This is a genomic window from Algoriphagus sp., from assembly GCF_039969895.1.
In the GTDB taxonomy this organism is placed as follows: domain Bacteria; phylum Bacteroidota; class Bacteroidia; order Cytophagales; family Cyclobacteriaceae; genus Algoriphagus.
The window spans coordinates 257,981-271,194 of the sequence record NZ_JBDVMZ010000021.1 but is presented as its reverse complement, the minus strand read 5'-3'; the positions used below and the strand labels follow the sequence as shown (position 1 = coordinate 271,194).

At 42.4% G+C, this 13,214-nt stretch carries 11 protein-coding genes; 8 read left to right on the top strand and 3 right to left on the bottom strand.

The annotated features are described in order from the left end of the window. Positions 1 to 196: 196 nt before the first annotated feature. From ABJH64_RS15870 to ABJH64_RS15860, 3 genes are all read right to left on the bottom strand, one after another. The gene (locus ABJH64_RS15870; protein ID WP_348274459.1) at positions 197 to 1,237 is read right to left on the bottom strand and encodes a Gfo/Idh/MocA family oxidoreductase; all 1,041 of its coding nucleotides are present in this window, start codon (positions 1,235 to 1,237) and stop codon (positions 197 to 199) included. After that, positions 1,234 to 2,247 carry a 3-dehydro-L-gulonate 2-dehydrogenase gene (gene yiaK / locus ABJH64_RS15865; protein ID WP_348274458.1) on the bottom strand — a complete coding sequence of 338 codons (1,014 nt, stop codon included), beginning with the start codon at positions 2,245 to 2,247 and terminating at the stop codon, positions 1,234 to 1,236. Before yiaK ends, ABJH64_RS15870 begins: the two co-directional genes overlap by 4 nt. A 114-nt stretch (positions 2,248 to 2,361) precedes the next feature. Continuing rightward, positions 2,362 to 2,745 carry a VOC family protein gene (locus tag ABJH64_RS15860; RefSeq protein WP_348274457.1) on the bottom strand — a complete coding sequence of 128 codons (384 nt, stop codon included), beginning with the start codon at positions 2,743 to 2,745 and terminating at the stop codon, positions 2,362 to 2,364. Positions 2,746 to 2,866: 121 nt separating this feature from the next. Between ABJH64_RS15860 and ABJH64_RS15855 the strand changes: the two genes are divergently transcribed. From ABJH64_RS15855 to ABJH64_RS15820, 8 genes are all read left to right on the top strand, one after another. Next, positions 2,867 to 3,043: a hypothetical protein gene (locus ABJH64_RS15855; protein WP_348274456.1), complete on the top strand. Its 177-nt coding sequence runs from the start codon at positions 2,867 to 2,869 to the stop codon at positions 3,041 to 3,043. A 316-nt stretch (positions 3,044 to 3,359) separates the two neighbouring features. Further along, a complete protein-coding gene (locus ABJH64_RS15850; protein ID WP_348274455.1) occupies positions 3,360 to 6,392 on the top strand; it encodes a TonB-dependent receptor in 3,033 nt (1,010 codons plus the stop codon). A 19-nt stretch (positions 6,393 to 6,411) separates the two neighbouring features. Beyond that, positions 6,412 to 7,917: a RagB/SusD family nutrient uptake outer membrane protein gene (locus ABJH64_RS15845; protein WP_348274454.1), complete on the top strand. Its 1,506-nt coding sequence runs from the start codon at positions 6,412 to 6,414 to the stop codon at positions 7,915 to 7,917. A gap of 66 nt (positions 7,918 to 7,983) precedes the next feature. Next, a complete protein-coding gene (locus ABJH64_RS15840; RefSeq protein WP_348274453.1) occupies positions 7,984 to 9,150 on the top strand; it encodes a glycoside hydrolase family 76 protein in 1,167 nt (388 codons plus the stop codon). A 45-nt stretch (positions 9,151 to 9,195) separates the two neighbouring features. Continuing rightward, positions 9,196 to 10,359, top strand: coding sequence for a DUF4861 domain-containing protein (locus tag ABJH64_RS15835; RefSeq protein ID WP_348274452.1), 1,164 nt, complete (start codon positions 9,196 to 9,198; stop codon positions 10,357 to 10,359). A gap of 46 nt (positions 10,360 to 10,405) precedes the next feature. Continuing rightward, on the top strand, positions 10,406 to 11,251 hold the full coding sequence (gene kduI, locus ABJH64_RS15830; protein ID WP_348274451.1) for a 5-dehydro-4-deoxy-D-glucuronate isomerase: 846 nt from the start codon (positions 10,406 to 10,408) through the stop codon (positions 11,249 to 11,251). A 96-nt stretch (positions 11,252 to 11,347) separates the two neighbouring features. After that, positions 11,348 to 12,133 carry a gluconate 5-dehydrogenase gene (locus tag ABJH64_RS15825; protein WP_348274450.1) on the top strand — a complete coding sequence of 262 codons (786 nt, stop codon included), beginning with the start codon at positions 11,348 to 11,350 and terminating at the stop codon, positions 12,131 to 12,133. A 40-nt stretch (positions 12,134 to 12,173) separates the two neighbouring features. Continuing rightward, on the top strand, positions 12,174 to 13,208 hold the full coding sequence (locus tag ABJH64_RS15820) for a LacI family DNA-binding transcriptional regulator (RefSeq protein WP_348274449.1): 1,035 nt from the start codon (positions 12,174 to 12,176) through the stop codon (positions 13,206 to 13,208). Positions 13,209 to 13,214: the final 6 nt, after the last annotated feature.

The following is a 13,214-nucleotide window of genomic DNA, read 5'->3' as shown; positions in this document are numbered from 1 at the left end:
TTATCAGGCTGGAAGACCCCTGCCCGAACTGCAGGCAGGGATGACAGGTGACCGAAGCTGCGGCAAAGCCAGTGTTTATCATCCATCAGAAAATCCCCGCTGATTGGCACATGAAATAGTTCAAAAATATTGGATTAAAAGGAAAATCAGAAGATTTTAAGTCCACTAATTTGCCTAGTTAATAGATTTTAAAGATCTATCCATGGTCAAGAAAAGGCAACACTATTTCCTTCTCTAGTTCTGAGGATTTATAAATGGCTCGGATCAGCTCCACTGATTTACGGGCTATATTCCCTTCCACCACTACCTGCTCATTATTTTCTAAAGCATTCAAATAGTGCTCCCACTGGGTTTTGTGCAAAGCATGACCTATCGCCATAGGATCTGCAGCGCCCGACCCCTCAGTAGCTTCCGTCAAGATAGGTTCTGAATTTTCGCCCTGAATACTCCAGTGAACTAATTTCCCAGCTTCTAAAACAGCTGAGCCATTTTTCCCAAAAATCTCCAGCCGCTCAGGCAAACCAGGGTAAAGTGCCGTGGAAGCTGTAATATTCCCCAAAGCCTTATTTTCAAAAGTCAGCAAAGCGGCACCCAAATCTTCTCCTTCGATCGGATGAAGTGCCGTTTTCACTTTGCCGAAAACTGTCTTCACATCCCCCATCACATCTAAAAGCAAATCTATCGTGTGAATCCCTTGGTTCATGAAAGCACCTCCACCGTCTCCATCCAGCGTACCTTTCCAAGGGCTCCCACTATAATATTCTGGTGATCTATACCAATTCACATGCGCATTACCCATGAGAAGCTTTCCGAATTTACCTTCTTGTACTGCCGCCTTGAGCTTCATGTAATCCTTCGAAAATCGGTTTTGAAAAATCACTCCGAGCTTCACCCCATATTCCTGACAGACAGCTATCAATTGGTCTGCCCGATTTAGATTTATCTCCAGCGGCTTCTCGATGAGCAGCTGTTTACCAGCCTTCGCCGAGAGTAATCCAGCTTCCATGTGATGTCCGCTCGCTGTGCAAATGCAGACAATGTCGAGTTCGGGATGTGTCAAAAAAGCAGAAACATCTGCGTAAGCCTGAACTCCAAATTTCTCCTGAGCGGCTTTAGCGCGCTCTGATGAACTGCTACATAATGCCACCAATTCAGCATTTTCTAATTCTGCGATTGCGTCAGCATGCTTGCCAGTGATCGCGCCTGTCCCGATGATCCCAATGTTGAATTTTTTCATTTGTTCAATTCATTTTGAAGTTTTTCCCAAATTGATTCTGAGATAGGTACTCCATTTTTCAGATTAACTTTTCGTATTTTTAATGTACTTTCTCCTGGATATCGCACAGATTTCTCACCAAACGTCGAAGAAGTTTTAAGATCTTCTATGACTGCATCAACTTTGGTATCTAGCCAGTCTGTGAGTTCGAGTTTATCTGGGTCAAAGCAAAGAAAAACCTGCGAAACTGCAGTTTCATGACCTGATTTACCCACCTCGAAAGAAGCATTACCGCCAGATAAAACTGATGCGAGCACATCCAGAAGCATGCTAAGTCCTGATCCTTTCCATAACCCTGCCGGCAATCCCAAATGATTCTTAATCACAGTACCAGGGTCTTTGGTGAGATTACCTTGATCATCAAAACCCGCATCAAAAGGCATCTGCTCTCCTTTGGCTTGAGCAATGCTCATTTTCCCATAAGCAAATTGAGAGAAAGCCATATCTAAAACGACAGGACCTTTTGCTCGGGGAATGGCTATCACGAGCGGGTTATTGCCGATCTTAGGTTCACTCCCACCCCAAGCTGGCATATTGGGAATGGTATTGGTAAAGCAAATCCCGATGCATCCAGCCTCCACGGCCTGCCAACCGAAATTTCCTCCACGCATCCAATGATTGGTATTTAGCAATGTGACACAACTGATTCCGAACTCTTTAGAAAGCTGAATCGCTCGATTCATAGCAAAGTCAGCGTTTAAATTTCCGATCCCACCTTGTCCATCCCATCGTTCAAACATTCCAAGTTGGCTCAGGGCAGTTGGTTCTTTTTTTGGATCAACTAAGCCTTTTTTGATGAAATCTAGGAAAAGAAAAAAGCGATTAACTCCATGTGAGCGAACGCCGTCCAGATCAGCCTGTGCAAAAAGATAGGCACAACGGCCTGCCCGCTGTTGGGAAATACCATGGGAAAGTAAAATCTCTTGAAGCATATCTTTGAGCTTCTCAAAAGGAATCTGAACGTCAATCATTTATTAGCAGGGTTCTAAGGAGTGATTTTCTAAGATAAACATGTAAAATTAATTTTCCGTAGAAACGCGTACGCTAACAAAGCTCGGCGAAATTCTACCCATGCTATGCTCAGCCTAGATCATAGGTAAGGCGCGTTTGCAGAGCTGCAATGCTATTCCCCACGGATCTTTCAACATGACCAAATGGGATCCATCTGGCATTAGATCATCTGTAATCACTCGCGCGCCCGCCATCACAAGTCGATTGCGATCTGAATCTGGGTTGTCTGATACCAAAGCCAAATGAACAGCAAGCGGATGGAGGGAATCAAAATCTAAGGTTTCACCTTTTGGATTAGTGTAAATCTCAAGCATCACCGTACCGCTGTCATCTGCCAAAAATGTCATAAAGGGCGGATCTGCCATCTTTTTTACTACGGTCAAACCCAAGTGCTCCTCATACCAGGAAGAAGCCGCGACAGCATCGCTTACGTTCAGTGCAAAATGTTCAAATTTCATAAGGTATTTGTGGTTTTTTAATTGCAGATACTTGGTTCTTAAATCTGCTACGTGATTGTGAAATGTGCGGCGACAATGAACTAGATGTACTCACAAAGTACAGTAGCTATCTCGGCTCAAGATGAGAAGTGAAAGTAAGGATTTTGAAATTGTGAAGATAAAACAGAGCTTTTTAGAAGAAATCAATGCCATAGCTTATTATCAACGCCAAAAACAACCTAAGATTCTAATGAATGATTCTTTAACAGTTAGATATAGTGAGCAATCGATTGTTCAATCTAAGCAAGATAATCAGTAATACTGGTTAAAGCTATGCTGACAAGATATCGCCCATCTATGAAAAATAGAGGGAATCCAATTGAATAACTACCTCAAAGCTCATTAAAGAGAGATTGAAAAACTACACACACCAAAAGAATAATTCCTCTTATCAAGCCCTAATAAAGTATTGACTTGAAAGCTAAGGTCCTAAAATCCTTACTGTTGCTATTTCTCTAAAGGTCATTTAGAGCCTAGGAAAAGAAATTATAAAAATAATTTTGATGAGATTTCACAAATGTGTAAAATGCAATCGATTGCACAAAATTAACAGTAACAACCTAAACTAAAACAACATGCAGAAACTTTTAATCCCGAAAAGAAAAGGATTCTTATGGGTTTTCATACTTATGCTACTCTTGAGTTCTGAGTCTATTCTCGCTCAAAGTAAGACTGTCTCAGGCACAGTCACCTCAGATACAGGTGAAACCATGCCTGGTGTAAGTATCCTACTCAAAGGAACCACAGTAGGTACCACTACGGACCTTGATGGAAAGTATTCCATCAATGCAAATGCTGGAGATGTGTTGGTTTTCTCATTCATAGGAATGGAAACCAAAGAGATCTCAATAACTTCTTCCAACACTTATGACGTTGTACTTGCAACCGACATTTCTCAGTTGGATGAAGTAGTGGTGGTAGGCTATGGCACCACCAAAAAGAGTGACCTAACAGGTTCTGTATCCTCCGTAAAAGCTGCTGAGCTCACAGCCTTCCCGGTAGCAAATGCTACTCAAGCACTTCAAGGTAGAGCTGCTGGAGTCAGTGTAACCTCTAACAACGGTGACCCGGGAGGGGCGTTAAAAGTAAGAATCAGAGGGGGTAACTCCATCAATGCAAGTAGCGACCCACTCTATGTGGTGGATGGTTTTATAGGAGGTAGCTTGCCAGCGCCAGAAGACATTCAATCCATAGAAGTCTTAAAAGATGCATCTGCAACAGCCATTTACGGTTCTAGAGGTGCTAATGGAGTAATCATGGTGACTACCAAACGCGGGAAAACCGGCAAAGCAAAAGTTGATTTTAATACCTCATACAGTAGTCAAGAAGTAATCAACCGAATCGACCTGCTAAACGCAGATCAATTCTTGGACTACACCAGAGAAGTGATTCCTAACTACGTAGATAATGGAGCTGATACAGATTGGCAAGACCAAATTTTCAGAACAGGTGGTATCCAAAACTATCAAGTATCGGTCTCAGGCGGTTCCGATGCTGTTAATTATTATGTATCAGGATCGTATTTTGATCAAAAAGGTATCATTAAAAACTCAAGCTTTGATCGGTATGCAATCACCAGTAATCTGAATGTGAAGGTATCTGATAAGATCTCTCTGGGTGTCAACTTGCTTGCTAGAAGAACAGGACGTGATGGCGTAGTGACTCAGGAAGGTTCAGGTGGAGCAGGCGGAGCGGGCGTAGTAGGCTCGGCTCTTCGATTTATGCCTGATCTTCCGGTGCGAAACGAAGATGGGACTTTCACTCTTGCTTCGATCGGTGACCCTATTGACAATCCATTTGCTGTGGCCACAGAAAGAGAGCAAGAAACTATCGGCGATTTACTACAAAGCAACTTTTACCTGAATTTTGACATCACTAAAAACCTGACCTTCAAATCCACATTAGGTTTCAGAGTGGACAATAACAGAACAGGTACTTTCATCCCCACTACCTTATATGCAGGAGCAAATGTGGGAGGAGACGCAACAATTAGCTCTTCAAAAAACACCGATCTAATCAGTGAGAACTATTTTACTTACAATTTAGAACTGAATCCAAAGCACAAATTCAATTTCCTGGCAGGGTATTCTTTTCAAAAATCTGACGACACGAATTATTCTGCAGGTGCTCAATCGTTTATCACCAATTCAGTTTCTTACTGGAACCTCCAAGGAGGAGCTGTACAGAAAATCCCTAGTTCTAACTTCGCCGAAACTCAAATTCAGTCAGTATTCGGTAGGGTAAACTACTCCTTCAACGACAAGTACTTATTCACCGTCAATGCGAGATATGACGGGTCTTCAAACTTCAGTAAAAACAATAAGTACGCCTTCTTTCCTTCTGGAGCAATCGCCTGGAATATGAAAGATGAGGGCTTTATGAAAGATGTAAATTTCATCTCCGATTTCAAATGGAGAGCAAGCTATGGACTTACTGGAAATCAAGCTATAGGCCCATACCAGACTTTAGCGCGGTTTTCTAACTCGTACACCATCATAGATGGGGTGGCGGTGAATGCAGTACGTCCTACTACAGTAGCTAATGACGATTTGACCTGGGAGACCACTCGCCAATTTGACATAGGTGCAGATATGTCCTTCTTCAACAGCAGAGTGAACGTCACATTAGATTATTACAGAAGTGTCACCTCAGATCTACTCTTCTCTGTTCCTTTACCTAGCTACACAGGATATTCCAGCCAACTTCAAAATCTCGGAAAAGTAGAGAACAAAGGGGTTGAATTCACTTTGAATACTATAAATACAACTGGCGAACTGAAGTGGAACACCAGTTTCAATATATCCAATAATAAGAACAAAGTACTCGAGTTGCCAGACGGCAATGACATATTCTATGGAAGTGGTCCTGGTCACTTAATCGGCTTAGGCCAAACCCAAGTATTACGAGTGGGTGAACCTGTAGGTAGTTTCTTTGGATGGATTTACGACGGTGTATATCAGGAAGGAGATGATTTTATTCCAGGAGGTGGTTTTGAACAAGTAGCTGGTGGAGAAAAATTCAGAGATATCAGCACCAATGCAGGTGACAACGTTCCAAATGGAACTTTAAATGCCGCTGATCGAACTGTCATTGGAAATGGACAACCTAAGTTCATCTGGGGATTAAACAATGACTTCAATTTTAAAGGTTTTGATTTGAATATTTTCTTCCAGGCATCTCAGGGCAATACCATTCTTAGCTATAGCTTGTTAGAAATCGAAACTTTGTCGGGTTCAAACAACTCTACCACTGTGGCTTTGGACAGATGGACTCCTGAAAACACAGATACAAACGTACCAAAACGCAGCCTTCAAAGGTCTCAGCGGGTTTCTACTCGTTGGCTGTTTGACGGAAGCTATGTAAGGTTGAAAAACATCTCACTTGGCTACACCTTACCTTCTTCTGTGCTTCAAAAATTATCCATTTCAAAAGCAAGGTTCTATGTAAGTGCTCAGAACATTCTGACATTTACCGATTATAGAGGCTATGATCCGGAGGTCAATTACAACTCCGGCGGAGGTGCAGCCTCAAACAGAAATCTTGGACTAGACTATGCTAGCTATCCAAACGCAAAATCCTACACTGTAGGACTTAACCTTAGTTTTTAATCGCTAGACTCCAAAAAACATGAAAAACATACATAAAATCTTCCTATCCATTGGCCTCATTCTAGGGTTAGGCTCATGTGCAGATTTAGAGGAAAAACCAATAGGAGTATTCGCTCCAGAGACTTTCTTCCAAACTCCTAGAGATGTAGAAACCGCAATTTTAGGCGCTTACGGTGTGATCGCATCTGAGAACTTGTTTGGCAGACAGTTTATTTGTGCTTTACAATTCAGAGGTGATATGATCTCCATTGGGAACCGTGCCACTTCAGCTGAGCGAATCCAACTGAACGATTTCAACATGGATTCCAATAACGGGATGATTCGTAGATTCTGGCCGCAGTGGTTTCAGGCTATCAATGCCGCCAACTCAGCAGAAGCCGGAGGTATGAGCCTTGGCTTACCGGAAAATGAAATAAACTACCTAATAGCAGAAGCTAGGTTTGTGAGAGCTTTCGCTTACTATCATCTTGTACGTGTGTTCGGGGATCTTCCCTACATCAATTTTGCGGTGACCGATCCTACCAGCCTCAAATCTATCTCGAAAACATCCGAGGCGGACATCTACAGTGCAATCATAGCAGATTTAGAGTTTGCCAAGCAATGGCTTCCAAATAAGCAGAAGAATGACGTGAGAACCAGACCTTCGGCCGGTACGGCAGCTTCTTATTTGGCCTCAGTTCATTTGACCTTAGGTGATTTCCCTAAGGCCTATGCAGAAGCAAAATATGTAATCGATAATAAAGATCTATTTGGCTACGCATTAGAGCCCGATTTCGAAAACAACTTCAATGCTACCATCGCTGATAATCTGAAAGAAACCATTTTTGCTTTTGACTTTCTAGGTCAGATCAGTAGCTCAAATGGTCAAAATGACGATTCCTTGGTCCCTATGCTAGCAGTTCTTAATCTGACAGGTGGATACGGGGTTTCTGTTCCTACGAAAGCCGTTTACGACACTTGGGATGCAAGAGACTATCGCAAAAAAGTAAGCTTCATCGATACCCTAGTCGTAAATGGTGTTAAAAGACCCTACACAGACTTCTCTACTCCAAGGCCGCACGTAGGTAAATGGGTGAAACTTCCTGGCAATGCCAATGCAATCGGAAGATATTCAGATCACAATATTGCGGATTTCAGATATGCTGAGGTGTTAATGATTGCAGCAGAAGCATCCGCTGAGATCAATGGGCCAAATGCAGAAGCTGCAGGCTACTTAAATCAGATTCGGGCTAGGGCTAGAAACTGGGCTGGTACCCAAGTAGATTTTCCTGCTGATGTAATGCCAACTATGAATAAGCAGGAATTTATTAATTTGATCATTGAAGATAGAAGACTTGAGTTTGCCTTCGAATGGAAAAGATGGTACGACATCAAGCGAAGAAACCTTGGAAGTCAAGTTTTCCTTGGCCCAAATAGCCTTGAGCCTCAGCCAACTTTCGATCCGGCAAGAGACTATTTGATGCCTTTGCCAGATTCCGAGCTTCAGATCAATCCTAATTTGGCTCCAAATAATCCTGGTTATTAATAAATATTTTTAAAAAATGGATCGGTAACTAACCATTGCCGATCCATTTCCTTCACCAATCAACCCATGAAAAAATTAGTCTTACTAGGCTTAGGAATTAGCTTTTTAGCTTTCAGCTGCAAAACTGCCGCAAATCTCAATGTGGACAAAGCCATGAAAACAGCTGAATCCCAGCTCAACTATAGCCTGAAACTTCATCCTGACAAAACCACCTATCCAAGATCAATCAATCCTGATGGAAGTACTTTTTTGGTGCCTTCTCGAGACTGGACCAGTGGCTTCTACCCTGGCAGCATGTGGTATATGTATAGCTATACCAATGATCAAAGTTGGGCTGATACCGCAGCCGCTAGGAATGCCGGTCTGGAAAGTGTGAAGTTCAATACCCATACCCATGACCTTGGTTTTGTACTTTATTGCTCTTTTGGAAATGGACTGAAACTGACCGAAAACCCCGAATACGCACAAATTCTCCTTCAAGGAGCTCAAACATTGATTAAAAGATTTGATCCTAAAATCGGAAGTATCCGCTCTTGGGATTTTGCACCATGGGAATACCCAGTGATCATAGACAATATGATGAATCTCGAAATGCTCTTTTGGGCAACCAAATATTCTGGAGATTCTACTTTCTACGACATTGCCGTGAAGCATGCAGACACCTCTATGAAGAATCATTTCCGGGCAGATTATAGCAGCTACCATGTAGTGGATTACGATACACTCACAGGTGGAATCAAAGCCAAAAAAACGCATCAAGGCTACTCCGATGAGTCAGCATGGTCACGCGGTCAGGCTTGGGGATTGTATGGGTTCACCATGATGTATAGAGAGACAGGGGATGAAAAATACTTAGATCTTGCAGAAAAAATTGCTGCCTTTATTCTAAATCACCCAAATCTACCGGAAGACATGGTGCCGTATTGGGATTTTAACGCCCCTAACATTCCAAATGCACCTCGAGATGCTTCCGCCGCCGCAATCACAGCATCAGCCCTGCTGGAACTAGGCAGATATTCTAAAACTGGCTCTACTTACTTTGATGCTGCTGAGAAAATCCTCATCAGCCTTAGCAGCCCGGCATATCTCGCCAAACCTAATACCAATCAAGGATTCATTCTGATGCATAGCACAGGGCATTTGCCCAAAGACTCTGAGATAGATACGGCTATCAACTACGCTGACTACTATTACCTGGAGGCTTTGCTAAGGTATAAAATGCTCAACCAGTAATCCCCTACGATTTGCGTAAAGCAAACTCCAACCAAAAGACCCAATATGATCCTTCAATTTGTAGTAGTTGCTTTTCAGGTACTCCAAACCAGTGCAACATTCTCAATCGAGAATAAACTGGATCTTCCCAGACAGGAAGTGGTCAGTATTCCCATGGAGAAAATAGAACAGATCCTTGGTGAAAAAACAGATCCAGCTAAGGTCTTGTTGGAAGACAAGACTTCTAACCAAAAAGTCCTCATCCAGTGGGTAGATGAGAATCAAGATGGCCAAATGGAAGAAATGCTTTTCTGGGCCAACCTGAAAGAGAATGAAATCAAGAGCTATAAGATAAGTCTAAGCCTTACTCCTACTCAAACTTCTGAACCCGATGAGAGAACTTTTGCCAGATTTGTTCCAGAGCGAATTGACGACATCGCTTGGGAAAACGACAAGGTTGCATTCAGAACCTATGGTCCAGAAGCAGAAAGAATAGTAGTTGAGAAAAAGCCTGGCGGAACCCTCACCAGTGGAATAGATGCCTGGTTAAAGCGCGTCAGCTATCCTATTATAGACAAATGGTACCAAAAACATGTAGCTGGCGGAAGCTATCATCAAGATACTGGAGAGGGATATGATCCTTACCATGTGGGTGATAGTAGAGGAATAGGAGGAATAGGTGTCTGGCTGGACGACTCCCTCTATGTCTCCAGAAACTTCACCGAATATAAAATCTTGGCAAATGGGCCATTGAGGACTATCATCCAACTAAACTATGCTCCCTGGAAAGCAGGAACTATTACAGTAAAGGAAACCAAAAAAATATCCATAGATCTTGGCTCTCAGTTTTATCATATGGAAGAATTTCTGGAAAGCGATGAGCCTCTCCCGAATGTAACAACAGGAATTACATTGCATGAAGGCAAAGGTAAGGCTTATGCTGATGCCACTTCTGGGTGGATCAGCTACTGGGAGACTATAGACGATGCTCAGCTTGGCACGGGCATAGTGACTTATCCAGCGCATATTCTGGAGCAGTTTGAGCATAAATCTCTTACAAAAGATCAAAGCCATAGCTACTTAAGTCTAGATCCCAGAAAAAAAGTAAGCTACTTTGCAGGATTTGGATGGGAGAAGGCGGGAGAATTTTCGTCGGCAGCTGAATGGAATCTGCACCTTACACAGTTTTCCAGAAAGTTACTTTCCCCACTAACTGTAACATTTAATTAAATAAAAATTTCATTTCCATTTTATTGGAAAATACATCCCCAATTTTATGAAGCACCAATCATACACCAGTCAATACGCTATAAGTCCCAAGGAATTTAAAAAATTGGACACGGAGGAATTACGAGCGTCTTTTTTGATGGAAAATCTTTTCGGAGAAGATAAGATTAACATGAATTATACGCATTATGACCGAGTGATTGTAGGTGGAGCTTTACCGGTTCATCAAGACCTTAGTCTCGATACCATTGATCCACTGAAATCAGATTATTTCTTGGAGAGAAGGGAATTAGGAATAATTAATATAGGGGACACGGGTGAAGTAATTGCCGACGGAGTCACCTACACACTGGACAACAAAGAAGCATTATACTTAGGTAAAGGAGTCAAATCTGTGCTTTTCAAAGCTTCTGACGGCGAGGCGCAGCCTGTATTCTATTTCAACTCTGCTCCTGCTCATGCCTCCTATCCTTCCAAAAAAATCAGTGAAAGCGATGCGGAAAAAGTAGTGGTAGGAGCACAAGAAACATCTAATCATAGAAAAATCAGAAAGCTAATTGTCAACTCAGTAGTGCAAACTTGCCAACTTCAAATGGGTTTGACAGAACTTCAACCCGGGAGTGTTTGGAATACATTTCCAGCGCATACCCACGATAGGCGAATGGAAGTTTATCTCTATTTTGACCTTCCGGCCGAGCAGCGGGTATGTCACTTTCTAGGTGATCCTCAACAGACCAGACACATTTGGATAAAAAATCAGCAAGCCGTGCTTTCTCCGCCTTGGTCTATCCATAGCGGAGCAGGTACCGCGAGCTATACCTTCATTTGGGGTATGGCTGGGGAAAACCTGGACTATGGAGACATGGACGTAGTGGCTCCTTCAGAACTAAGATAAATACAACACGAGTAGCGACTAACCGCTAAGGCAGAGAACTAGTCATGATAGCTTAGGCAGGGTGACCGAAGCGTAAAAAAGAAAACAACTACAGAAATGAAACCAAATTTTGAACTGAAAGGAAAAATCGCTTTGGTCACAGGCGCCACTCATGGTTTGGGTATGGCTATGGCAAAAGCATTGGCTCACCAAGGTGCTAAATTGGTCATCAATGGCCATACGCCTGCCAAAATGGAAGCTGCAATCAAATACTATTCAGAAGAGAATATAGAGGCACATCCCTACTTGTTTGATGTCAGCGATGCGAGAGCAGTGGATGAAGCCATCACTAACATCGAAGAACAAATTGGGGCAATTGATATTTTGGTAAATAATGCCGGAATGATCCAGCGTGTTCCTGCATTGGAGATGGATCCCGCAGACTTTCGCAAAGTTGTTGACATTGATCTTGTATCTCCATTCATCGTTTCGCAGCGAGTAGCCAAGACCATGGTGAAAAATGGTTCAGGAAAAATCATCAATATTTGCTCCATGATGAGCGAGCTTGGCCGCAATACCGTCAGTGCTTATGCAGCAGCAAAGGGCGGATTGAAAATGCTAACCAGAAACCTAGCTACCGAATGGGCCAAATACAATATTCAGGTCAATGGCATTGGCCCCGGGTATTTCGCTACAGAACAGACAGCACCGATTCGGGTGGACGGCCACCCATTCAATGAGTTTATCATCAACAGAACTCCTGCAGGAAGATGGGGTGATCCCAATGATCTGGGCGGAACGGTAGTATTCTTGGCAAGTGAAGCAAGTAATTTTATAAACGGGCAGATTATCTATGTTGACGGGGGTATTTTAGCAACAATAGGAAAGCCTACAGGAGAATAGTTAGTATTGCCTTTTCAATCTTTAACCCTACCAAATATCAATGAGAAATGGAAAAACAACCATTCATGACATAGCTGAAAAACTTCAAATAACAGCTTCCACTGTCTCTAGAGCGCTTAATAATAACCCGAGAATTTCCGATGCCACCAAGAAAAGAGTACAAAAGGCAGCCAAAGCACTCAATTACCAACCAAACAATATTGCCTCTGCACTGAGAAGTGGAAAAAGTAAACTGATAGGAGTAGTGGTACCTACGGCAAATCGTAATTTCTTTTCCTCCGTAATCCGAGGCATTGAAGAAATCGCTAATTCGTTGAATTACAAAGTAGTCATATCTCAGTCCTATGACGACTACGAAAAGGAAATGCAAACCATAGAAGCACTGCTAAATGTGCAAGTAGATGGGGTAATTGCCTCTATCGGTAAAACCACTGAGGACATAGATCACTATAGAAAAATACTGAAGAAAGGCATTCCGCTAGTTCTATTTGATAGGGTTACAAATGAACTGGATGTCAGTCAGGTGGTAATTGACGATTACTACGGCGCCTTCCAGGCAACTGAGCACTTGATCAATGAAGGATGCAAAAGAATTGTCCATTTTTCCAACTCTCAAAACATCAATATCTACAAAGAACGAAAACGAGGCTACGAAGACGCATTATTGAAATATGGCCTAACTATAGATCCAGAACTAATCAAGTTCAGTAAACTTCAACTGGAAGATGGACGACAAGCGATGCAAGAGGTGCTTGATGCAGGAATACCATTTGATGCTGTATTTTCTGCATCCGACTATTCGATCATGGGCGCCATGCAGGTTTTGAAAGAAAATAACTTTAAAATTCCCCAAGATGTCAAACTGGTCGGCTTTGGCGATGAGCCATTCACATCTTTCACAGAGCCAACACTCACCACGGTAGATCAAAAGAGTATTCCTATGGGAAAAATCGCAGCAGAGACCTTTTTTGAAATTCTAAATCAAAAAAATAATGCCACTAATATCCCGAAGAAAACCATTCTCAAACCTGAGTTAATTATTCGCAACTCCTCAGTCAATATAAAAAAACAATAATTCTAG

Excerpts from the sequence above, each read along its gene's own strand:
- ABJH64_RS15840 (WP_348274453.1), top strand. The coding sequence starts at position 7,984 with ATGAAAAAATTAGTCTTACTAGGCTTAGGAATTAGCTTTTTAGCTTTC.
- ABJH64_RS15860 (WP_348274457.1), bottom strand. The coding sequence starts at position 2,745 with ATGAAATTTGAACATTTTGCACTGAACGTAAGCGATGCTGTCGCGGCT.
- kduI (WP_348274451.1), top strand. The coding sequence starts at position 10,406 with ATGAAGCACCAATCATACACCAGTCAATACGCTATAAGTCCCAAGGAA.
- yiaK (WP_348274458.1), bottom strand. The coding sequence starts at position 2,247 with ATGATTGACGTTCAGATTCCTTTTGAGAAGCTCAAAGATATGCTTCAA.
- ABJH64_RS15870 (WP_348274459.1), bottom strand. The coding sequence starts at position 1,237 with ATGAAAAAATTCAACATTGGGATCATCGGGACAGGCGCGATCACTGGC.
- ABJH64_RS15850 (WP_348274455.1), top strand. The coding sequence starts at position 3,360 with ATGCAGAAACTTTTAATCCCGAAAAGAAAAGGATTCTTATGGGTTTTC.
- ABJH64_RS15820 (WP_348274449.1), top strand. The coding sequence starts at position 12,174 with ATGAGAAATGGAAAAACAACCATTCATGACATAGCTGAAAAACTTCAA.
- ABJH64_RS15835 (WP_348274452.1), top strand. The coding sequence starts at position 9,196 with ATGATCCTTCAATTTGTAGTAGTTGCTTTTCAGGTACTCCAAACCAGT.
- ABJH64_RS15855 (WP_348274456.1), top strand. The coding sequence starts at position 2,867 with ATGAGAAGTGAAAGTAAGGATTTTGAAATTGTGAAGATAAAACAGAGC.
- ABJH64_RS15845 (WP_348274454.1), top strand. The coding sequence starts at position 6,412 with ATGAAAAACATACATAAAATCTTCCTATCCATTGGCCTCATTCTAGGG.
- ABJH64_RS15825 (WP_348274450.1), top strand. The coding sequence starts at position 11,348 with ATGAAACCAAATTTTGAACTGAAAGGAAAAATCGCTTTGGTCACAGGC.